This window comes from Anoxybacillus sp. TBDG-1 (assembly GCF_054815885.1).
In genome coordinates this window covers 14,227-39,962 of record NZ_JBTZSY010000008.1, presented here as the reverse complement: position 1 = coordinate 39,962, position 25,736 = coordinate 14,227, and the positions used below count along the sequence as shown (strand labels likewise).

7 protein-coding genes and 1 pseudogene are annotated in these 25,736 nt (G+C 41.3%); 6 read left to right on the top strand and 2 right to left on the bottom strand.

The features are described 5' to 3' along the window. Positions 1–78: 78 nt before the first annotated feature. From ACYQY7_RS04050 to ACYQY7_RS04030, 5 genes and pseudogenes are all read left to right on the top strand, one after another. Positions 79–264, top strand: a pseudogene (locus tag ACYQY7_RS04050) (hypothetical protein); the annotation flags it as partial. A 197-nt stretch (positions 265–461) separates the two neighbouring features. Further along, positions 462–6,491 carry a pullulanase X25 domain-containing protein gene (locus ACYQY7_RS04045; RefSeq protein WP_461200843.1) on the top strand — a complete coding sequence of 2,010 codons (6,030 nt, stop codon included), beginning with the start codon at positions 462–464 and terminating at the stop codon, positions 6,489–6,491. Between the two features lie 151 nt (positions 6,492–6,642). Continuing rightward, positions 6,643–10,932, top strand: coding sequence for a S8 family serine peptidase (locus ACYQY7_RS04040; RefSeq protein WP_461200842.1), 4,290 nt, complete (start codon positions 6,643–6,645; stop codon positions 10,930–10,932). Between the two features lie 44 nt (positions 10,933–10,976). After that, a complete protein-coding gene (locus tag ACYQY7_RS04035; protein WP_461200841.1) occupies positions 10,977–17,471 on the top strand; it encodes a carboxypeptidase regulatory-like domain-containing protein in 6,495 nt (2,164 codons plus the stop codon). 74 nt (positions 17,472–17,545) lie between these two features. Then, on the top strand, positions 17,546–19,318 hold the full coding sequence (locus ACYQY7_RS04030) for an S-layer homology domain-containing protein (RefSeq protein WP_461200840.1): 1,773 nt from the start codon (positions 17,546–17,548) through the stop codon (positions 19,316–19,318). 27 nt (positions 19,319–19,345) lie between these two features. Here ACYQY7_RS04030 and ACYQY7_RS04025 read toward each other — a convergent pair whose 3' ends face one another. Beyond that, the gene (locus ACYQY7_RS04025) at positions 19,346–21,181 is read right to left on the bottom strand and encodes a stalk domain-containing protein (protein WP_461200839.1); all 1,836 of its coding nucleotides are present in this window, start codon (positions 21,179–21,181) and stop codon (positions 19,346–19,348) included. A gap of 91 nt (positions 21,182–21,272) precedes the next feature. After that, positions 21,273–23,195, bottom strand: coding sequence for a 5'-nucleotidase C-terminal domain-containing protein (locus ACYQY7_RS04020; RefSeq protein WP_461200838.1), 1,923 nt, complete (start codon positions 23,193–23,195; stop codon positions 21,273–21,275). 184 nt (positions 23,196–23,379) lie between these two features. Between ACYQY7_RS04020 and ACYQY7_RS04015 the strand changes: the two genes are divergently transcribed. Further along, the gene (locus tag ACYQY7_RS04015) at positions 23,380–25,599 is read left to right on the top strand and encodes a S8 family peptidase (RefSeq protein WP_461200837.1); all 2,220 of its coding nucleotides are present in this window, start codon (positions 23,380–23,382) and stop codon (positions 25,597–25,599) included. The last annotated feature ends 137 nt before the right edge of the window (positions 25,600–25,736 follow it).

The window sequence follows — 25,736 nt, the reverse complement described above, 5'->3', positions numbered from 1 at the left end:
TGTGTTTATTAGGAATTATAAATTAATTACACTTTCTAATATACTATAATGCTTGGAAATATGGAGAAGACAAAGCAACAAATTCTCGAAGAAATACGCATATCGAAAAATAATCAAGCTCTTATGCGAATCGATTGAACAAACATTAAAAAATCCGTCGATGTGACTGTTTCATATTTACAACGCCGATTCGATGTCATGTTTGATAAAATGATTGAGCATGAAAAGGAAATTTTAAACTTAAAGTCGCGTCTCCCTAATTGACTCCTCATGGGAGCTATTTTTTTATACCTTGGTCATTTACAAATTAAATCCATAAAAAATTCAAAATATTTTATTGAAATCTTCTCCTTTTTTATGTACGATAATGGGTAAGTGGAACTGTTTGTCACCCCCTTACTATACCTCTTTGTGCAAACGGTTTCACTTATTAAACAATTTAAAAAAAGGAGGAAAAGATCGTGGGGAGAAGATGGAGAAAGTATGTTGCCTATTTCTCAATCTTTTTGCTTCTTGCACAGTTGTTTTCATTTAGTGCAATCGTTAGCGCTAATGAAAACGTGCAAAGTCCTGTCGTAAACGGAAATGACGTGACATTCCGTTATGTCGGTACAGGAGAAGAGCAGTCTGTGTTCATAGCCGGATCGTTTAACGACTGGCAAACAGATGGAGACAAAAAGATTGCCTTAACAAAAGAAAGCGACCGTGTTTGGTCTGTAACAAAAACGCTTCCGAACGGAACGTATATGTACAAATTTGTTGTTGATGGAAACTGGATAACAGATCCGTTAAATGCAAACCAGGCAGATGACGGATATGGCGGAAAAAATAGTGTCGTTGTTGTCGGTCAACCTGTTCAACAAGAACGTGTCGTAACACTTGTCGGTAACTTACAAGATGAATTGGGACATACAGGTGAGTGGGATCCAAAAGCAGCGGCAACAACGATGACACATGAAGGAAATGGATTGTATACGTTTACCGGAACACTTCCAGCAGGTACGTATGAATACAAAATTGCCATAAACGGTAGTTGGGATGAAAACTATGGAGCTGGTGGCAGAAATGGAAGCAATATTTCACTTGCGTTAGAAAGAGAAACGGAAGTGACGTTTTATTACCATGATCGTACACATGCGATTGCTGATTCGACATGGTATACACCTATTTCGAAAGAAAAACAACCGCGGTTAGTCGGCACGATTTTGCCTGCGATCGGCTATGAAAAAGAAGTCGATGGTTGGACGCCAGAAACGTCAACAGCATTTCTCGTCGATGATAATTTTGACTCCATTTACACGTTCACTGCACGTGTGCCAAAAGGAACGTATGAATATAAAGTAGTGTTAGGGAATAACTGGAGCGAGAACTATCCACAAGAAAATGCGAAGTTAAACGTACTCGAAGAAACGATGGTAACATTTTTCTTCGATGCGAAAACAAAATCTGTGTATACCGACTACAGCCCAACTGGTTCAGATGGGGCAGTGCAAAAGGATCGTTTAAAACATAATACATGGGATTCGTTATATCGCCAACCGTTTGGTGCCGTGAAAGCAGGAGAGAGTGTCACGCTTCGACTAGCTGCGAAAAAAGGCGATTTAACAAAAGCGAACGTATATGTGAAAAATACAACGACAGGCACAGCGAAGTTATATACAATGAGTAAAGTCGGTGTCATCGGTGACGATGAATATTGGGAAGCGACGTTTACACCAGATGACAAAGGATTGTACGGCTATAAGTTCATCGCGATGGACGGTGCAGCCAAAGCAGAATATGGTGAAGATACGCAAGAAGGTCAATGGGGACGAGCGGTCGATAAAAATGCAGAGTTATTCCAGCTGACTGTGTATGATCCAAACTATAAAACGCCTGATTGGATGAAACATGCGGTTGTCTATCAAATTTTCCCTGATCGTTTCTTTAACGGTAATCCAAACAATGATTCTGCAAAAAAAAATGCACGAGGAAGTGAACCAATCGAACATCGTGAGTGGTCACAACTTCCTGACAATCCGCGTATGAAAGGTACTCCAGGATATGATGGGGATGGCATTTGGTCGAACGACTTTTTCGGTGGCGATATTGTCGGGGTTGAACAAAAACTTGATTACTTACAATCGCTTGGTGTAAATACGATATATTTAAATCCAATTGCACATGCACCGTCAAACCATAAATACGATGCCCATGATTATAAAGAAATTGATCCAATGTTTGGAACGCCTGAAGAATTTCAATCATTTGTGCAAGCGGTTGCATCTCGTGGCATGCACCTCATTTTAGACGGTGTGTTTAATCACGTGTCGGATGATTCCATTTATTTTGACCGATATGGAACGTATCCAACGGTCGGGGCTTACGAATATTGGTCCGCTGTGTATGACTTAATGAACGAAAAAGGGTTATCAGAACAAGAAGCGCGTGCTCAAGTCGAGCAAAAATTTAAAAATGAAGGGCAACAATTTAGCCCGTATGGTTTCCACCTATGGTTCAATATTGAAAACGAAAAGGTGAACGGCGTATACAAATATCAATCGTGGTGGGGATTTGATAGTTTGCCAGAGTTTAAATCGGTTCTTGGAAACAAAGTGCCATACGCAAGTGAGTTAAACAACGAACAACTTGCCAACTATATTTTTTATGAAAACGACTCGGTTGCAAAAAGTTGGATTACACGTGGAGCTTCAGGCTGGCGTTTAGATGTTGCGAATGAAGTCGATACAGAGTTTTGGCGTGAGTTTCGTAAAGAATTGTTGCAAGGTGACTATGATCGTGGTCTAACGCTTAAAAATGGGGAGCAGCCGTTAATTCTCGGTGAAATTTGGGATGATGCGTCAAAATACTTCCTAGGTGATCAATACGATTCAGTGATGAACTACCGTTTTCGTGGAGCCGTGTTAGACTTTTTACGAAACGGGAAAGCGGAAGATATTGATGCCCGATTAACAGCCATTCGTGAAGATTATCCGAAAGAAGCATTTTATGCGCTCATGAACTTAATTGGTTCACACGATACAGCGCGTGCCGTTTTCTTACTTGGAAATGGAACGGATTCGTATGAACGTGCAGAGCTTGACCCGAATTATAATGAAGAACTTGGCAAAAAACGATTGAAACTCGCTGCCATTTTACAAATGGGCTATCCAGGAGCACCGACAATTTATTATGGTGATGAAGCGGGAGTGACAGGCTCAAAAGATCCGGATGATCGCCGTACGTATCCGTGGGGAAGTGAAGATGGGCAATTAATTGCACATTATCAAAAAGTAGGAGAAATTCGCACAACGCATCAAGATGTACTAGCAAAAGGGACAATTGAGACGGTATATGCGAAAGGAGACGTATACGTCTTTGCGCGTCAATATGAAAAAGATGTCGCATTGATTGCGATTAACCGTGGCAATAGCGCGCAAACGGTTGAATTGGATGTCGCTTCACTTATTCCAAACGAAACGACGCTCGCAGATGCATTGCATCATTCGTATGACGTGACAGTAACAAACGGAAAAGTAACGTTACAAGTTCCAGCAATGGACGGTCGCATGTTATTTGGAGAAGTCACTGTTCATCTACCGAATGAAGTAACGAGCGTGCAAGCGACGCCGGGGGTTGGTCAAGTGACGTTAGCGTGGGAAGGCGATGCTTCAGCGTATCGCATTTATCAATCCACATTAAAAGGTGCAGGCTATACGCTTGTGAAAGAAACGAATGAAAAGACGGTTGTTATTGATCACTTGAAAAACGGTACGGCATATTATTTTGCGATTACAGCCTTAGATGAAAATGGAAATGAATCGGCAAAGGTAGAAACAAATCGCGTTGTACCACATTATCGATTAACAGAAGAGAACGTTGCTTTACTTTCCGAAGTGAACGATGGTCTGCTCGATTTAGCTATGCCAATGACGGTGGAAGCAAAAGCGCAAATTACTGATGTAACGAAACATGGGCTAGCTGATGGTCTTCAAGCTGTTTTACAAGTGAAAAAGCCGAATAGTGACAAGTGGGAAGACGTACAAGCGGTGTATGATCGTCAAGATAGTGAAGCAAACGTATTCCGTGCGTCGTTTATTCCTTTACAAGCAGGAACATATACGTATCGTTACGGTTTTACAACAAACCTTGGCGGCGATTGGGTGTATACAAGTGAACGAACATTTACGCTCACAGCAAATACTGAAGATACGCAACCACCAGCAGAACATATTCAACTCGTTCAGCCGGAAGTAGAATCTGGTCAAGTGAATTTAACATGGTCGTTCGTTGACCGTGATGACAATGATGCATATATGGTTGTCATTGAGCGTGATGGTCAAATCGTTCATACAACAACGGATATCGGCACATCATTTACGGATTATGATGTAGAGAACGGAAAAACATATACGTATGTCGTAAAGTTGTATGACCGTGCTGGAAACTTTGTCGCATCAAATGACGTCCAAATTACACCAAACATCGTGATGGTTCAAGTAACGTTTAAAGTGAAAGCGCCAAGCTATACGCCGTTAGATACGCGCATTACGATTCCAAATAGTATCAACGGTTGGAATACAGGTGCATGGGAAATGACGCGTGGTGGAGCGGTCACACCTGATTGGGAGTTTACGACAGAACTTCAAGAAGGAGAAACAATTATTTACAAATACGTAAAAGGCAGCTCGTGGGATCAAGAAGGGCTAGCTGATCATACGCGTGACGATCAAACAGATGATGACGTCAGCTATTACGGATATGGTGCGATTGGTACAGATTTAAAAGTCACTGTGCACAATCAAGGCAATAACAAAATGGTCATTCAAGATTACATTTTACGTTGGATTGATATGCCTGTTGTTGTTGAAGATGTCATCAAAGAAGGTGATCGTGTCACTATAAAAGGAAATGCGATTAAAGATGGTGTGCTAACCATTAATAAAGAACGTGTAACGATTCAAGACGACATGTCATTTACGTACACGTTCACACCAGCAACAAGCCAAAAAGAAGTAGCGATCCACATTGAACCATCTGAAAGAAGCAAATCCGAAATTTTCAAAAATGACGGTGGTGCCATTGCGAAAAACACGAAAAATTATGTATTAAATATCGACACAAAACAATTACGTGAAGGAGTATTACAAGAAGAAACCACACCAGGCAGTGGTACAACACCAGGCAGTGGCACAACACCAGGTAGTGGTACAACACCGGGCAGTGGTACAACACCGGGCAGTGGCACAACACCAGGCAGTGGCACAACACCAGATAGCGGAACAACGCCAGTGAAAGGCGAGAACGGCACGATTGTTTTACAGCCGAAAGTAGAAGCGAAAGAAAAAGACGGCAAAGTAGCGGAAAAAGTTGCTACCGTCTCGTCGAACGATGTTGCAACGATTGTCAATGAACTTTCAAATGAAAAGAAACAAGTTGTCATTTCAACAGGTTCGCTCGTTAAAGATGTAGCAACAAAAGTAGACGTACCTGCGGCGTTGTTTGTTCAAGCAGCCGATAAACAATCCGATGCGGTGATTGTTAGTATGAGTGAACAAGCTGTGTATAAATTGCCGGTAAAAGAAGTGAAGCAAGCAGTAGATCAAGTGGCTAAACAGCTTGGAGCAACGGTAGATCAAGTGAGCATTTCCATCGAAATGAAAGTAAAAGACGCTCCACAGTTACGTGTGAAAGTGTTGTCTGATGCGATCGAGTTTCACGTCGTTGCGAAGGCAAATGGAAAAGAACAAGCTATTGATCGCTTTACTCAATATGTCGAACGCGAAATCGTATTAAAGCAGTCGGTTAACGCAAGCCGTTCCATTGTAGTGCGCGTAAACGATGATCGTTCGCTTACTCCAGTACCGACAACATTTGTTGGAAACAAAGCGGTGGTGAAATCGCTGACGAATTCGACATATGTCGTCGTTGAAGGAACACATACATTTAGCGATATCGATCGACATTGGTCAAAAGGATATATCGAAACGTTGGCAGCTAAACAGCTTGTGAAAGGTATGACGGAAACAGCATACCGACCAACTGAGCATATGACACGCGCGCAATTTGCTGTGTTGCTCGTACGCGCATTGGCATTGCCAAATGAAGCATATGATGGTCGATTTGCCGATGTGAAAGGGACAGAATGGTTTAACAAAAATGGGGAATTAGCAGCGGCAGTCAAGTTCGGAATCATTCAAGGAAAAACAGCAAATACGTTTGCGCCGAATGAACCGATTACTCGCGCACAAGCAGCTGTCATGATCGAACGAGCACTAAACCTTTCGTTTATTGGCTACGATGGGGCAACGAAAGACAAAACGAAAAAAGTGACAGATTTTCGCGATGCAAAACAACTGCCAACGTGGGCGAAAGAGTCGATTGAAGCTGTATATCAAGCGGGAATCATGCAAGGACGAGATAATGGAATCTTTGACTTTGCAAGCCATATGACACGTGCGGAAATGGCAAAAGTATTAGGTGAGTTTTTGACAAAAGCAAAGTTGATGTAAATGAAGAAAGACCTCCGTGCGGGAGGTCTTTCTTCATGTCGGAAAATGTCGAATTTTTGTTGAGGAAATAGAAAAAAAAGAATATTATAATATTTTATGTATTTTATAGTTTTATAAGTTTATTTTTCCAAAAGAGAAGGGAGAGGAAAAAGTGAAGTGGAAAAAGCCTTTTAGTGTTATGACGACAACGGTGTTAATGGCAAGTATGTTCGCTGGAAGTGCTTGGGCGAGTGAATCGTCCAGTTCACCGACATCCGTTGTCTCGTCTTCTAGTAAATTGCAACGAGAACTTGTGCAAAAAAAGCTAGAAAAACAATTAAAAAAACTTCCGCAAAAAGTAGAGTGGAAAGAAACAGACCATGTACGTGTTGTTGTTGAGGTGGAAGGAAAAACGCCACTACAATATGCAACAGAGCAAGGCAAGTTGTATAAAGATCTATCAGAACAAACGCGAGAGCAACTTGAAAAACAAGCAGAACAAAAACAAAAAGAAGCGTTGCAACAAATTCAACAATCTGGTGTTGATGTAGATGTCGAACAATCGTTTACAACGGTTGTAAACGGATTTAGTACAGAAGTGCAATATGGTGATATTGAAAAAATTCAAAGTTTACCATCGGTCAAAGCTGTTCATCTTGTCAACGCATATGAGCGACCACAACCGATGCCAAATATGAAAACAAGTCATCAGTTTATTCAGTCACAAGCAACGTGGGCAGACGCACACCTACGTGGCGAAGGTACTGTCATTGCGATTATTGACACAGGTATTGATCCATCCCACCAAGATATGAAATTAAGTGAAACAACGGAAGAAGCATTAACAAAAGATGAAGTTGAACAAATTGCTAGTGAACATCACCTCCCAGGAAAATACTTCACAGAAAAAGTACCGTACGGATACAACTACTTCGATAAAACAGATGAAATTCGTGATCTTGGTCCGGCAGCTTCTATGCACGGTATGCACGTAGCTGGCACAGCTGCGGCAAACGGTCAAATTTCTGGTGTCGCCCCAGAAGCGCAAGTGCTAGCGATGAAAGTGTTTAGCAACGATCCGATGTATGCATATACATATGATGATGTATATGTAGCGGCAATTGACGATGCGATTAAATTAGGTGCAGACGTTATTAACATGAGCTTAGGAAGCGCAGCCGCATTTTATAATGAACAAGATATGGCGAGCGAAGCGATTGCACGCGCAACAGAGAATGGTATTGTCGTATCAGTATCAGCAGGCAACTCAGGTCATTTCGCTTACGGATTTGGAAATCCGCTTGCTAAAAACCCTGATATCGGAACAGTTGGTGCTCCGGGGTTAGCAGCAAATGCTCTTCAAGTTGCCGCTACAGGCAATGAGAGATATTTATATGAGACGTTCGTGAATGTCGATAATGTTCAGGTTGTAGGTTATGGGGCAGATAACTGGGTGGAAGTATTTGGCGATGAACCAGTTGAGTTAGTATCCCTTGGTGGTGCATACGGTTTTGCAGAAGATTATGAAGGAATTGATGTAAAAGGAAAAGTTGTCCTCGTTCGACGTGGTGCAATTTCTTTCTATGAAAAAACGATGAATGCTAAGGAAGCCGGAGCCATTGGAATTATTGTTTACAATAATGGCAACCCGAACTTTTATAAAGATCAAGGTGGATGGGATCTCATTCCATTTATGAAAATCCAAACAAAAGATGGGCAGGGGCTCGAACAGCTTATTGCTGGAGCTGGTGGTTCGATTGCCATGACGGTCGAGACGAAAAGTAAAACAGAAGATCCAAAAATGGGTCGGATGACAGACTTTACATCATGGGGAACAACGCCAAGTTTACAGTTGAAGCCTGAAATTTCTGCGCCAGGTGGAAACATTTATTCAACGCTTCAAAATAATAAATATGGATATATGAGTGGAACATCTATGGCAGCGCCACATGTGGCAGGTGGTGCAGCACTTGTAATGCAACACTTAAAAGAACAATTTCCGAATATGGGAACAAAAGAGCGGGCAAAACTAGCTAAAATTTTACTAATGAATACAGCAAATATCATTACTGATCAAGAAGGTTACCCATTCTCGCCACGCCGTCAAGGGGCTGGAATGATGCAAACGTATGCAGCGGTCACAACGCCAGTATATGTCGTCAATACAACAACAGGTGAGGCGAAAGTAGAGCTTGGTGATTTTACTGAAAAGTCGATTAAAATGACGTTTACGGCATACAACATGTCAAATGAAGATGTCACATACGACGTGAAGGCGAATGTGTTAACGGATCTTGTGAATGGAAAATATAACGCTTTAGCTGCACGCCATATAGAAGGTGCGGTCATTACAAAAGAAGTTGATCGCATTACAGTGCCAGCGAACGACAAAAAAACGTTTTCTATCAAAATTGATTTATCAAACGCGAAAATACCAACAACTGATGGGGCAAAAGAACTTCATGAAAATATTTTTGTCGAGGGCTTCGTCCAGTTGAAAAACGAAAATAAGCCAGATTTAACGATCCCATATGTCGGTTTTTACGGTCATTGGGATGAACTAGATATTTTTGATGGCATTGCTGATCTAGGCGAGTCATCGTTTTATGGATGGTCAACGATGATGGATGAAACGACATCGTTTTTAATGCCAAACGAAGAAGGAAAGTATGCATTCTCGCCAAATGGCGATGGCTTTATGGATTACATTCAGCCACTGCCAACATTTTTACGCAATGCAAAAGAAGTGCAGTATAACATTGTTAAAGACAATAAACAACTTCGTCGCGTGAAGTCTGAATATAATGTGCGTAAAAACTATTTTGATGGTGGCAGAGGAAGACCGTTTTCTTATATGGATGGTCGTTTATGGGATGGAACAGTAAAATTTCATGTTGTTCCAGATGGGGAATATGCGTATGAGCTGAAAGCAGTCATCGATTATCCAAATGCGCGCTGGCAGTCAAAGAAAATTCCAGTTATTGTCGATACTTTAGCGCCGACTTTATCAGTTGATTATGATGAAAAAACAAATACAATTTCATGGGAAGCCATTGAAAATGGTGCGGGCATCGCTGGCTATGATGTGTTTGTCAACGGTGAATCGATTGCAGGTGAAACGTTGTTGTCAAAAGAAAAAACAAGCGTAGAACTTCCACAAGTGTACACGAACGCAGAAGTGACTGTAGCTGCGATTGACTACGCTGGAAATGTCAGTTTTGCTTCAACGGTCGTAGCCGATGAAGAGGCGCCAGTCATTTCGCTATTCTCACCGGAACCACTTAGCGCGTATGGTTCAAAAGATGTACACGTATTTGGATCTATTAGTGATGTGTCAAACGTTGAAGTTACTGTGAATGGAGAGAAAGTGAAAGTAAGTAACGACCCAATGATCGGAAAATATTTCTCTACAGTTGTGTCATTTGAAAGTGACGGTGTGAAAGATATTCAAGTGACTGCAACGGATGAAAAAGGTCAATCGATTACAATTAATCGCACAGTTTTTGTCGATTCTACACCGGGGGAAATTGAATTTGTAGAACGTGTGCCGAAGTATGTGACTCATGATGTGGACAAGTTTAACTTGCAAGTAAAATTAAAAGATAATTACCGTCATATGCAATTTTATGTCGATGATGACTTTGCTTATGGGGTAGATTTTGAAAGCCCATTTGTCATGAAAGATTATGAACATACGTATACGCAAGAGTTACAGTTAGAAGAAGGGCTCAATACATTCGTGCTCACATTAAAAGATCTCGGTGGTCATGTGACACAAAAAGTTGTATCGATTTATCGTTTAGCGGAAGGAGAACAGCCACCAAACGTAGAGATTACAAACACATATGTACAGCCAAATCAATTTGTGAGCGCAAATCGTCCGACTTGGATAGGTGCGTATGCAACCGAAGAAGTGACATGGAAAGTAAAAGTGAAAAATCCAATGGGTGAAGAGCAACAACTTCCAGAACAAGTTGGGCAACAGTACTTTTACTCTTATCGAGTGGCACAAGATGCGATGAACGGCACATATACTGTGACGTTTGAGGCGTACGATGCAGAAGGTAAGCTCGTTGATTCAGAAGTCCATACATTCGTTGTGTACAATTACGAAACGTTAATTGAATCGGTAAAAGTATTAAATGAAAACGGTGAAGAACAAACATCATTTAATCAATCTAGTTTTGCTTACGTCATGGCCCGTGTTCAAAACTTAGAGTATGCGCCAGTCAAGCCGCTCGTTATTTTACAAGTGCTTGATGCAAATCGCCGAGTTGTTGGACGTGCTTTCTTAACGATCGACCAACTTGATCCACAACGAACAAATGGTCTTGGTATGCAATTGCCGCTTTCATCCCTTGCGAAAGGCACGTATACAGTAGAAGCATTCGTTTGGTCAGGATGGGATCAAAAAGCAATCGCTGAAGCGAACAAAGATCAAGTTCGATTCCAAGTAGAATAAAGGAGGGGGCTTCCCCTCCTTACTAAAAAAGGAGGAATGTCGCAGTGAGGAAAGCGTTATATACGCTACTAGCCATGTTGCTTATTTTTTCATCTTTTGCTCCTTCTATTGCTGTATATGCGCAAGAGGAGAAGAAAACGATTCAAATCGAATTGCCAGATGGATATGAACCTACAGGAGAGGCACGTGGCTGGTTAGTAGGTTACAAAGAGCGAGATACTTATTATTCTTTTTGGGAATGGCTAAATGGCGAGCGTGACCAAGCGAATTTAGTTATTCCCGTTGACAAACTAAAACCAGATTTAACGTATGAACTGAGTTTCTCTATCGATATGAAAAACGAACAAAACGAGTATGCCGTATATGCAGATACAAGAAAATTGACATATGAACAACTAAAGACATTAATCAATGGAGAAACGTTACCTTTGTCGACTGACCTCGTTCCAGTCGAAGTGACAGAAGAAGACACCCCGATTACTAAAGAGGCTTCGGCTGAGTATTATTTATCAACAACACATAGCGATTTTACAGTTTATGCATATGATATAAAAAGAAAAATATTTGTTCGTCCACAAAAGATGACTGTGAGTTATCGGGGATTTGACGATGAAAATAATGGTTATGTTGTATACAAACAATTTGACGTGAATCAAGAAAACCATATGTTATCATTTATAGATTCATTTAGTAATCTTTCGAAGGTTGAAGTAAATGGTGACAAAAAAATAAGATCTTTTATTGTTTGGAGAGAAAAGCAACGTAGTGGTTCTTATGTTGGATTGTGGGACAATTATGTTTCCAGCTTATATGTTACGCCAGGAAATTATAGGATAAGTTTTGAGTTTGTTGATGAACAAGGTTGGATATACAATATGGAATCTATTCAACAAGATTTTTCAGCGGCTCGAACGTTATCTTTAGGTGAAAATGTAACTACTGAGAAATCGGATATTTATTATTCCAAAAATTCTGAGGGGTATGATATTTTTATCCATACCACCCTTCATCAAGGAGATTTCAAGTTAAGAAGTGTTAACAAGATGATTAATGGACGATATGATGAAAGTATTAAACCGTCCATTCGTATCGTCGATGAGAAAGGGAATAACGTTGCTTATGAAGAAAAATATGTCATGGTAGATTATACTAGATTGCAAACTGCTAACTTACCAAATGGCACATATATATTATATTACGAACTTACACTTCCAGATGGAAATTATGTGTACTGGAAAAAGAAGTTTACTATATCAGATGGAACGACACAACCTGTTCCAGAAAAAGAAGTTCATATTCAAACCGATCAAACGATATATTCACCGAATAGTGAAGTGAAGTTTAACGGTTACGTACGTAAAAAAGGTCAAGCTGGTTACGGGATGAAGCCGACGTTAAAAGTCACATCTCCAACAAATGATGTTGTATATACGTATCAATGGAACGATGCAGATATTCAACCCAATGGTTCGATCACTACATCGTTTACATTAAATCAAGCAGTTACGGGTGTATATCAAGTTGAATTAGTGACAGGAACAGGTGAAAAAGCATATACGTCGTTTACTGTTTCTGAAAATATAGCACCAATCATCGTTTACCCAAAAGATGGGTCAATGGTTGGTGGTAGTAATAAAGTGTATGTTCAAGGATACGCCAAGGCAAATGTCGATTTAACTGTGGAGGCGAAACAAGGAGAAACAGTTATTACATCTACAAAAACGAAATCGAATGCAACAGGTCATTTTTCTACTGAACTAGTACTTGCAGATGGAACGTATTCTTTAATTGTATCAGACGGTGAACACTCATCTAAACCTGTGACAGTTACAGTTGATACGACACCGCCAGCAAAGCCTGAAGTGATGATCAAAGAAGAAAATAACGAACTCGTTGTAAGTTGGAATGAAGATAAAGACGTTGCTTACTATAATGTCTTGCTTCAAGTGAATGGTGGGGAGTGGCAAACACTTCAGTCCGGCTTGAATAGTCAAGAGTATCGCCATTCGCCTGTGTTGCCAAATACGACATATCGTTTTAAAGTTGTTGCAGTTGACCAAATAGGGAATAGTAGCGAAGCGATCGCAGAATGGAAAACGGAAGAATTTGCAGCAACGACATTGCAAGTTCATACAGAACAAGGCTATTTAAAAATTGGTAAGAATATTCATATCGAATTATACGGCTCATATAAAGAAGGTTACAAAGCAACAGCGGTTATATATTATGACGGGAAACAAAAAGAAGTTGATTTAACGTACAATGCGGAACGAAAAGCATACGTTGGAGTGTTCCCAATTGAACAAGGCATGAAGTTCGTTGATAAAGTTGTGGCGTTTATTACAGACGGAAAAGGACAAAAAACGAACGGATTAACAGAGTACGTTGGAAAGTACGTTGGTGCAATTGTTGAAGGAGATGTGCGTATAAACGGTGAGCCATTAACAAAGGGAAAAGTACAAATTGGAGCATACACGACGTCTATTCAATCCGATGGTACGTTCACACTTGAAGGATTGCCAGAGGGATTTTATAGTATCGATATTTATGATGGGAAAGAATGGAACTACGCTGTTTCAACGATTCAATTATATTACGGACAAAAAGAGCAAATAACCATTCACTTACCACAAGAAGTGCGCATTCATTTTGTTGATCAAAATGGAAAGGTCGTATCTGATCGCTTATATGTTGACATGTATAACGATCGCGCATGGATTAGCGGATACATTAATCAAAAAGGGCAGTTCGTTTCTTGGGATGATCGTGCATTAAAACGCGTACCAGCTGGAGAGTATAAATTGGTCGTGCACGGAAATGGGTTGTACGAAACGTTGAAAACAAAGGTCATGATTCATCCAGAAAAAAATTATGCAAAAGAACCGATTGTACTCACATTAAACAAAAAAGATATTGAAGTCGTTGATGTAAAGCTAACGTTTAAAGATAGAGACGGAAATGTCATTAAAGAACCGAATGCGTATTTTTATTTATACCAATATGACGTATATCGCACATCGAATTACGATTTTGGTTTTTACCATTCGACATACCCAGTTACATATAACGAAGATGGAAGTGTAACAATTCCAAATGTCGTTGTTGCAGATGGCTATTTACTATATACAAGTGTACCTGGGTATATTGCGAAAGAACAAAAAGTAGATATTACAAAAAATCAGCATGATATGACAATTACGCTGGATAGAGCGCTTACAGTGAAAGGAAAAATTGCTGATTACGACAAAATGACAAACGTGTATATGTATGCATATACGGATAGCAGTTATGGCTACGCGTCGTTTGCAGAGGATGGTACATTTACAATTAAAGGTTTGTCTTCAAATGAAAAAATCACATATGTCGTCTCAGCAACCGATTATGTCGAAAAGAGGGCGACTGTTGATGGAGCGAATGATGGTGAAATACTGGATCTTGGTATCATTACGTTAGAAAAAGCGAAGTATATCGATGGACGTGTGTACGAAGGAGCCAAGCCACTCAAACATGTGTATGTATATGCATACAATACAGATGGACAATATGCAGGTTGGGCACGTACCGATAAAGATGGTTATTTTAAAATCCGTGGCTTACAACCAGGCACGTACAAACTTGAAGCATGGTATAACGGAAAGACGATTAAACAAGAAGTTGATGTCCAACAGTCACAAACCGTCACGTTTACATTTACAAAAGGAACAGGAAGCTTTGTAGGTGAAGGAAATCGCTTCGTTGCGTCTGCTGACACGATCGTACCAGGCAAAACAATTGATTATAAGCTAACGTATCGAAATAACGGTACTGCAGATGAAGAGAACGTTCCTGTGAAGATTACTTTGCCAGAATATGTTGAGCTTGTCAGTAACTCATTTGTTGTAAACGGACAACAAGAGACGTTAACGGACAGCAAAGTGATCATTCCTAAAGTAAAAGCTGGTGAATCAGGATCTATTACTTTCCAAGTAAAAGTGAAAGACAATGCGGATGATTTCGTTCGTGCTATCGCAAAAGTTGGAAATGGAGATGAATTATCAGCGACAACGAGTGTCTTGTTTGTTACGTTACAAGCACCAGCACAAACAGCAGACAAACAAATCAAAGTATACGGAAAAGCAAAGCCAAACGCAGTCGTTGAAGTATATGCAGATGGGAAAAAACTAATCGAAACAAAAGTAGAAGGCCGTTGGTGGTTCGCGACTGTGAATTTACCGATCACGAAAGAAAAAGAAACGTTCCAGTTATATGCGGTTGTAAAAGAGAATGGTCAGCAGCACATGTCTGGCGTTTCCACTGTTCAATACGATGCATCTGTTCCAAAAGTGGAAAAGGCAGAAGTATTTGCAGGATGGAACGGAACGGTATCGCTTAATCCTTATACGGGCGTCGCTTCGTTTGCGATTGTTGAAGGGACACCGTTAGATACGAAAATTGTATTTAGTGATGAAGTCGATGAAGCATGGATTGAGTTTTTAGGTGAACAGTACAAAATGGAAAAAGGAAATGACGGTAGAACGTTCACGTTTAGCGGCTCAAAACTAGGTTTTTGGAGCTCATACGGTGAACAAATGTTACAGCTCATTTTTAAAGTCAAGGGGCAAGAAATCCGTCTCCCACTAATGCAAATTATTGTGCTTATTGACCCATCAGGCTATGTGTTTGAAGGTAGCATGGACAACCGTTTAGAAGGTGTAATAGCGGAAGTTCAACAGCTACAAGGTGATGAGTGGGTGAAATGGAATGCCGAACTTTACGGTCAGGTGAACCCGCAAGTGACAGATGAAAATGGACGATATGGTTGGGATGTCATCAATGGTAAATGGCGTGTTGTTTTCTCAAAAGAAGGTTATGAGACGTATACGTCGCGCATTGTGAACGTTCCGCCAGCAGAAACACAATTGAACGTGCCACTTGTTCGTCAAAGCAATCCGCGCGTCGAAACAGCAACACCTGCGACGAATGCGGAAAATGTAGACACGAATGCACATATACGTGTCACATTTGATCGCCTAATGGACAAAGCGTCTATTGAACAATATGTGAGCGTATATGAAGTGAACAACGGACAAAAAACAAAAGTATCCGGTACGTTCACATATGAACGCATTTTCAACGGATATAAGTCTGATGAAAGCAAAAAAGATGGTAGTTTACTAGATAGCAAAGGTGAAAGTGGTTGGTTTATTGAAGATGGAACGAAAAAACTCGTTCAATCATTTACATTTAAACCAAATGTACCACTCAAACATAGTACGACATATGAAGTGGTCATCGGTTCACAAGTAAAAGATTATGCTGGGAAGTCGATGACTGATTACACGTATACCTTTGTAACGAAGCAACAGCTAGCAAATCCGACACCGAGCCCGGGTTCTGGAGGATTACCGAGCCCTGTTCCAACACCCGCACCATCAACAGGTGTTGGTAGAGAGGTGATCGAAAATGGCGAGAAGACGGTTGAATTATCTACAGAACGTGTGTTAGAAATGGCGAAAAACGTTGATACAGTAAACATTGCTGTGGAACGTAAACAAGGAGAACAAAACATTCATACACTTAGTGTACAAGTGGCAAAACAGTTGGCTGAAGCGTTGTTAGCTAGCGGAAAGTCTATGTCGATCGAGATGAACGGAGCTACGATCGCTTTAACAAAAGAAGTGTTGAAATCATTTACGAAAGCTAATGTAAAACTATCTGTGAGTGTAAAAGATGTGAAACAAGAGACAGAGGGCAAAGTCATTGCACCTGTATACGAACTGTCAGTTAAAACGTTGGATGGTCAGCATATACTCGGTGAAGAGTCTATCAAAGTCACATTTAACGTCACATCTACACCTGTTGATGCTCGGAAAGCAGCTGTATATCGCCTTAACGGTCAGTCGTATGAATACGTTGGCGGTGTATACGACAAGTCGAAAAAACAATTTGTTGTTTCACTCCACGCATTCGGCACGTTTGTTTTGTTAGAACAAAGTAAAACGTTTAACGATGTGACAAGCCGATTAGCTTGGGCTAAGGATGAGATTGAAGTCCTTGCTTCTCGCTCAATTATTCAAGGTATGGCAAAAGATCGGTTCGAGCCGAACAAAGCGATCACGCGTGCTCAATTTGCGGTATTGCTTGCACGTGCATTGCAGTTGCCAACTTCCTCATACAAAGGTGTGTTTACAGATGTTTCATCACAGATGGAATGGGCTGCGCCATACATTGAAGCTGCATACCGTGCTGGCATTGTGCAAGGAAGTAATGGAGCCTTTAAACCGAATGATGTCATTACACGTGAACAAATGGCAGCGATGCTTGTTCGTGCACTTGCGTACAAAAATCAACACGCAAAAGGCAATGGGCCGATCACGTTTGCTGATGAATCTGCGATCGCACCGTATGCACGTGAGCATGTTCAATTAGCCGCATCTTTACAATTAATTCGTGGTACGGTTGTCAACGGCAAGCTAGTATTTAGACCAAAAGCAAATGCAACACGTGCAGAATCAGCTGTTATGTTGTATCGCTTACTTCAACAAACAGGAGAGTTTTAAATGAACGAAGAATGGCTTCTGTCGAACAGACAGCAAGCCATTCTTCTATGCTATAATTAAGGGAGGATTTATGGATGAAAAAAGCAATAGCAACTTTATTATGTTTGTTGCTCATTTTTTCTTCTTTTCCTGCATGGGCGGCAGGGGTTACTGTATCAACAGATAAATCTGCTTATGTACGCGGGGAGAAAGTAAATATTGTTGGAAATGTACAAGGAAGAGGGACGAAGCCGACATTAACTGTGCGAGGTCCTAACCAATCGGTTGAATACACATATCAGTGGAACGATAGTGAAATTAGTGCTGATGGTGCTGTACAGACGTTTTTTACATTAAGAGATCATGCAGCGTATGGTACATATACTGTCATTTTAAAAGCAAGTAGCGGGGAAGCGACAACAACATTTGCCGTTGAAGAACCGAAAAAAGAAAAAGTAATTGAATTGACTGCAGAATTAAACGCTTCTTCTTATGTGGAAGGGGACACAGTTACTGTTTCCGGCATAGTAAAAGAAGATGGAAAAGCACTAAGTACAAGTGTGCAAGTGACATGGACGAAAAACGGAACAACATTAAAGCAAGAAAATGTTTTTTCAAATAATAATGGTCAATATACGCATACATTCCGTGTCATTGAAACAGGTTCTTACATGGTCAAAGTTGATGCGTTAGGGAAATCGGTAGAAAAAAGTTTTTCTGTCTCAGCAGTGCCAACACCGAGTCCGACGCCGTCACCAAGTCCAGCACCGTCACCAAGTCCAGTTCCAACGCCTAAACCGACACCACAACCTGTTCCGTCAAATGGAGAGGAAGTAGATGAGGCGGTACGTCAGCAACTGCAATCATCTGTACCAACTGTGACGGTTCAAGTGGAAAAACAAGCAACTGTTTCTGCAGCAATAGTTGAGGAAATCGTAAAAGCGAATAAGCCGTTAGCTATTCAAGCAAGTGGTGCAACGGTAGCGCTTTCACCAGCTGTTTTACAATCGTTCGATGTGCGTGCAAATGTGACGGTTACAGTCACACCTGTGCAAAAAAGTGAAGCATACCGTGCATATGATTTTTCTATTCAAGTAGATGGGAAAAAATACGATCGCTTATTTAAAAAACCAATCGACATTCGTATGAATGTTGGTAAACAAATAAAAAATGCTGATTATACAGCAGCATATTATTGGAATGAAAACATGAAGCAATGGGAGTATGTTGGTGGGGCATTAAAAGGAGAAGAATGGGTTGTTTCTGTATCTCACTTTTCCACATATGCGGTCATCGAGCAATTCAAAACGTTTGCAGATGTAAAAACTCATTGGGCAAAAATGTATATTGAGTCACTAGCATCGCGAATGGTTCTTAAAGGAATGAAAGAAAATGAATTTGTTCCAAACGGAAGTGTGACACGCGCGGAGTTTGCTGTGTTATTGGCAAGAGCATTACATTTACCAAAGACATCCTATAAAGGAACATTTACAGATGTGAGCGAAAAATTGAAATGGGCAGTTGCTGAAATTGAAGCGGCTAGTGCAGCTGGTATTATTCGTGGAAATGGAGGAAAGTTTGACCCACATGCTCCAATTACACGTGAACAAATGGCAACGATGATCGTACGTGCGATTCAATATAAAGATGAGAAAATTTTAGAAGAAGGAAAAGTGAGAAATGTGTCGTTTGCTGATGTTTCAACCATTGCATCTTATGCTCGTGAGGATGTACAATTGGCTACACAGTTACAGATTATCGACGGAAAAATGCAAAACGGTCAACGAGTTTTCGACCCAAAAGGAAAAGCGACACGAGCGCAAGCCGCAAAAATGTTATATGGAATGCTGCGATTGTTACACAAGTAAAAGGATGTCCAGCTCGGACATCCTTTTTCACCTCACCGTCGAAACTTCAATCCCAAGTGGCAGTGCGGCCCCGCCTGCATGCATCAATTCAAGCGAAAGAACGTCGTGATTCGAAAAGATGGTGTAATCGATATAGGCAGACTGGGTAATCGGTTGAAGCGGTGGGATGAGATAAACGACACCGTTTATTTTGACGACCCCACAGTAAGCGCCGCCGCGTCCGCTAAAACGAAGGCGAATGGTCTTTATTTCTCCTGCTTCATTTTGAATTGGAAGTGATAGACGATATGTTAAGCCGTAATGACCTGGGTTGTGCACCGTTTCGTTCGGATTGCTTAATGCATTGGAAACGGAAAGAAGATGATCCGTTTTTCCGTTTGATATACTGTAAGCAACAGGTTCGCTATCGATCGTATATGTCGGCAATGTCGCTTCTAATGTCGTTCCTTTCCATACGCCGCGCGGATGAGTTGCATACGAATCAAGCGGTGCGAGCGTTGGAGAGATCGTTGAGAAATTAGCGGATGAATTGGTGACGACTGTGCGAATACGATAGTCTGCCATGCCGTTTTCTTGTTGCACAGTAAAGTCATATAAAAAGCCGAGCAGTTGATTGTTTGAGACGTCAAATGCTTGAATGACTGCGCTTGTTCCCGCTTTCACTTTCACTGTTGGGACGGTTGCGAACGATTGACGCAATGCTGCTTCAGCAAGTGGTAATCCGACATCGTAATGCCCCCAACTATTTGGACTTGTCCGATATGTTCCTCTTATATTCGTTACAACAATATCGCTAGATGAAAGGTTGTCAATCATCATTGCAACTGTCGCATGAGTGCCTAAGGCGTTGACGTGCCAACCGAATACGCGATGATCCATCGTTTGAATAGATCCCTGCACGTGATCAATTGCCAACGTTGCTTGTTGATTTGGTACAGAAGCGGGTGTTAACACTTCTGGATTATCGCTCAGTAATAGACGACGGTCGTCAGTCATGTTTGGTGTTGTGACGTGCTGTGGAACAGTGATGGCTGTTTCATTGACGGGCAGTAATGGGCTGCGAAACGTTGTTCGTGGAATAGAGAAAAATAAATCGCTATTGCCGCTACGAGTCATTTGTGCCCCAAAAACAGTCATCACCCACGAAGCTGATACGTACCATTCATCATTCAGTCGAATCGGTGCCAGTGGTGCTACAATCTCTTGGTCATCAACAATAAATTGTTTTTTTCCTGCGAAAATGGTCAGCTGTCCACGAGATAATCGCATAGTTAATGATTCATCCGTTTCGATCCAATCAGCATTTACATCGATAGCTGTTAATAAGTTTTTTAACGGAATGTATGTATATAATCCATCCGTCATCGTGTTGTTTGCAATTTTTGTCTGGTTGACATATACTGCTCCCTTACTTGTTTGTAAAGTTGCCCATGAGATGCGCACATCTTTTCCTGTCCATTGAACGTTAGCATCGAGCGCTTCAGCGACAAAACGAATAGGGACAAACGTGCGCCCTTTGTAAATGATCGGCGGGGCGTCAAGTGTAACGGTTTGCTCATTCATTGTCGCTGTGGACGATTGAACAGTAAGAAAAATAACCTTTTTATTTTTTTGAACGGTCACTTGTTTTGTGTTTGCATTCCAAAAAACATTTGCCCCCATCGTTTGAGCGATCGCTCGAAATGGGACAAGAATGCGATTGTTCACCATAACGGGCGACGCATCTGTTTGTAGTGCTTTTCCATTTGAAATGATTGGGATATGCACAGGTCGAATGCTTGTTGCCTCCGTAGATGTCGCCATCGTTGAAAAACTAATGAGTGCAACGAGTACATAAATCATTTTTTTAAACAAAACTACCACTCCTTCCCAACACATTATACCATATCATTTCCTTTTGTCACGTATTTTGGGATTAAACGTAAAAAAGACGCCCGTTTGGACGTCTTTGTCGTTATTGATTCGCTACTGTAATTCTACCTTCTACCGTTGGAATCGGTTTTTGTGATTGGAAGTAGTTCATGACGACGGTGCTTAATAATTCGCCGCTATCAAATTCTATTTTACTTGCGGCGAACATATCATAGCCGTCGCCGCCTTTGGCGATAAAGTCGTTTGTTGCGACGGTGTATGTTTTCGCTTCATCAAGCGGCTGTCCGTTAATTTGAACGGATGTCACACGTGAGCCAGCTGGTTTCGTCGCATCGAACGTGAAACGAATGCCTGAAACGTGTGGGAAGCCACCGTTTTGTTCAGGATAGAGGCGGACGCCATGTTCAAGCGCTTTTTTCAAATCGGCGCCGCTCATCGATACTTTCACAAGCGTGTTTGCAAATGGTAATGTCGTTAAAATATGATTGCGTGTGACATCCCCTTTTGGAATGGAAGCCCGAATGCCGCCACCGTTTGTTAGGGCAACATCAGTTTGAAGCGTTTGGCGCATCGCATCAGCAATGAGGTTGCCAAGATTTGTTTCTTTTGTGCGTACGTTTGCACGTTCACCGTCTAAGTTGACGTCAATTGTTGCGATCACTTGTTGTAAAGTAGCGTCGATATTGTTTTTGTACGTATCAACGATCGCCCGAACAGTTGTGTCTTCTTGCTTTGTTGCGCTGTCACGATATAAGAAGCCGTTGACGCCAATAAGTTTGCCTTTATAGAATAATAAGTTTGTTTGTCCAAGTGCTTTTCCGTATTCAAATGCTTGGGAGACGTATGCGTATTTAAACTTTTTCGGTGCTTCAATTGTGTCGTGGCTATGACCACCGAGAATGACGTCTACACCAGATACGTTGTTAGCAAGTTTCTCATCTGTTTGTAAACCACCGTGAGATAATACGACGATATGGTCAACCTTTCCTTTTAGCTCGCCTACAAGTTGTTTTAATGTCGCTTCTTCATCTGCGAATGTGATGCCGACAATGCCTGCAGGATTCGTTTTTACAGCTGTATCTGTTGCAGTTAAACCAACGAGAGCAATTTTTTTGTTGCCGACTTGTTTAATCGTATAGGCAGGTAAAAATGGTTGTCCGTTTTTATAAATGTTTCCGCTAACGACTGGGAATTGTACAGCTTGTTTTAACTCAAGCAAACGGTTTTGACCGTAGTTAAAATCGTGGTTGCCTGGAACCATCGCATCGTATTTCATCGCATTCATCAAGTCAACGACAGTTTGCCCGCTATTTAAGTTCACGTATGTCGTGCCGTGGAACGTATCGCCTAAATCGACAAGGAGCGTTTGTTTATTTTTTTGGCGCGCATCTTGGGCAATTTTTGCAATTTTAGCAAAGCCCATTTCACCGTTTTGTGCGTTGGCGATTATGCGTCCGTGCGTGTCGTTTGTATGAATGAATGTAATTTTTTCAATATTTGTTTCGTATCGCTTAAGTATTGCTTTAGTTTGTTCTAATGTGAGCCATTGTTGCGGTCGAATTGTTTTATCACTATATCCTTGAAGTAAACCAAGATGAAGTGATGCAGCAAGTGACTGTTGTGCCCACGGTTTAATAAATTTCTCGTCTTTATACAGTTTAAATACGTTCGTTGCGTAATGATGACGAAGTTGTAATGAACGAATGAGAAAGACATACGCTTGTTCACGTGTTATTTTTTCGTTTGGCGCAAATGTTGTTTCCGTTTTTCCACTTGCGATGCCGAGGCGAATAGCTGCTTCGACGTATGGCGCAAGTTGCGGATCGACGTCTGTAAAGGGAAGTTCTTTCACTTCGCTTTTGACATCGACGCCAAGTGTTGTGATGAGTTGTTGTATAAATTCTCCGCGCGTCACATGCTCGCTTGCTTCCGATGTTTGCGGTTGGAGAACGAAGGCAACAGCAAACATACAAGCAACGATGAGCCATTTTTTCATTTTATACATCTTTTTTCCTCCTCTACTTCATTATGAATCTTCTTCATTATAACAAAATTCTACAAATCTTTTTTACTAAAATATTAAAAAACTATTATTTTTCAGTGAAATTGCTATTTTATTTAGTTGCGATTTTTGTCTATTCATGTCGTGTTTGGCACGATACAATGAAAGTGCATGGGAGGTGATAGGGGTGAGCAGATGGTTATGGATATTATTTATTTTTCTTTTTATTCCACAAGTCGTTTGGGCGAGTGAAAAAGAAGAGTGGATCGTTCAAGTTCAACGGATATCGGACGTTGTATATCTTCAACCGTACGTTGTTGATACGATGGGGACGTTTGTGAAAGTTGCATTAACAGAAGAGGAACAAAAAGCGGTATCACGTTTACCGTTTATTTTGAAGATGGAAAAAAATAAAGCGAAGCGAGCAGCTATTGATGATCCGTTATTTTCGGAACAATGGTCTTTGCCGCTTATTCATTGGTCTATGCCTTCGCTGACATCTGTGAATCGACTAATCGGTAAACAGATGATAGTCGATGGACAAACATACGTGTACGATGGTGAGCCGTTTGACGGCGAACATATTGTCGTCGCGCTTGGGGAAGAGAAATTATCTCGTATTTCTGTCACAGTCGATCATGTGGAAGGGCCATGGCGTATAGAAGTACAAGATGAAAAAGGGGCGACGTTGGGGGAAAATGAAGGAGAGCTTTCACGTTTAGATGTACGAATCCCTCGTTCTTCTTCAACGATTCATCTATACGTGACAGCGCGAAATTGGACAAAAGCCCCACGCATTGTTGAGGTGAAAGGAGTCGACCATGTTCTTGTTGCGGTTGTTGATTCTGGGATCGTGCTGCATGAAGATTTAAGCGATCATGTGTTATATAGTATAAGCGTTGATTACGCGGAAAAGAAGCAATATGCCGATGACACATTTGGACATGGAACGCATGTGACGGGAATTTTAGCTGCGCGCGTCAATAACGGAAAAGGAATTGCGGGGCTCATTGGCGATGCGCCAATCGATATTTTGCCAATCAAAGTGTTAGACCGTTACGGAGTCGGCGGTGATTTTGAAATTGCAAAAGGAGTAAAATATGCACTTGACCAAGGTGCCTCAGTTATTAATTTAAGTTTAGCCGGTCAAGGGGAAACGGAAGTGTTAAAGTCCGTCATTGAAGAAGCGGTGAAAAAAGGTGTACATGTTGTCGCAGCGGCAGGAAATAGTCATATGCCGACGACAAACATTTATCCAGCAAGCTACCCGGGGGTCATTACCGTCTCAGCGATTGATCGACAACAAATGCCGCTTTCTATTTCAAATTATGGTTGGGATGTGGAAGTGAGCGCACCAGGAGATTTTTTAATGAGCACATATTTATCTGGCTATCGTACGATGCGAGGAACATCGATGGCAGCACCGCACGTTTCGGCATTACTTGCGATGTTGCAGGCGATGTATCCAGAAGAAGATGCTATTCAGTTTCGGAAACGTTTATGGAAAACAGCAAAAGATGTGTATTGGCGTGGATATGATATATATACCGGACATGGGGTCATTCAATGGAAAGAAGCGATCACGTTATCCGCTCCATTAGGTATTGACTGGCTAAATTTACAGCCAGGACAGCCAATTGAAAAAAACCGCACATATTTCCTTGGCATCTCCTCCCGTTTTCTTGGAAAGGATGGTCATTTATTTGTCAATGGAAAGCTGGCTCATTCGTTTGTTGTGGACGAGGAGATGATGTCGTTTCGTTTGTTTGACATCGTTAAACAACAAGGAGATGTAGCGGTTGTCATTACCGATGATCAAAAACGGGTCGTCGCCTATGACGTTCATTCTGTTCCCATTCGTCTGACAACGTTTTCTGACGTAAAAAAAACGTATTGGGCGTATGATGCGATCATGCAAGCCCAGCAATTACAGGTTATCCGCGGGCTTCCAGACGGTACGTTCCGCCCAAATGATCCCGTCACACGTCGACAAAGTGTCGTGATGCTTTCCCGCTTATTTCGATGGGAGACACCATCCATCTTGCAGTCTTCCTTTGTTGATGTACCATTAACATCAGTTGATGCACTTGCTGTAGCAACGGCTGCGGAAAAAGGAATTGTGAAAGGAAATGGGGGACGGGCATTTTTACACGAGCAACTGACGCGTGGACAAATGGCTTTACTACTTATGCGTGCGCTTCAGCTCGAGAATGAGCAGATTCGTTCTGTTTATCCGTTTCAAGATGTGAAGCAACAAGATGTGTGGATTGCGGTGCAATTGTTAGCGGAACGAGGATTGATTGCGAAACATGCCTTTTTCCGTCCGAATGATCCGATCACGAGAGCAGAAATGTGTGCCATACTTATCCGCACTTCTTCCCTTATTCGACAAACTTCGACAAAATGATCGTAAAAAAAAAGCCCCGCCATTGGGAAATGGCGGGGAGGCTGACTTAGCAACCAAAACCTTATCGCATAAGTAAGTATAGCCTTTTTATTTAAAAAAATCACTACAAAAATAATAACTTTGTTGTATAAAATTGT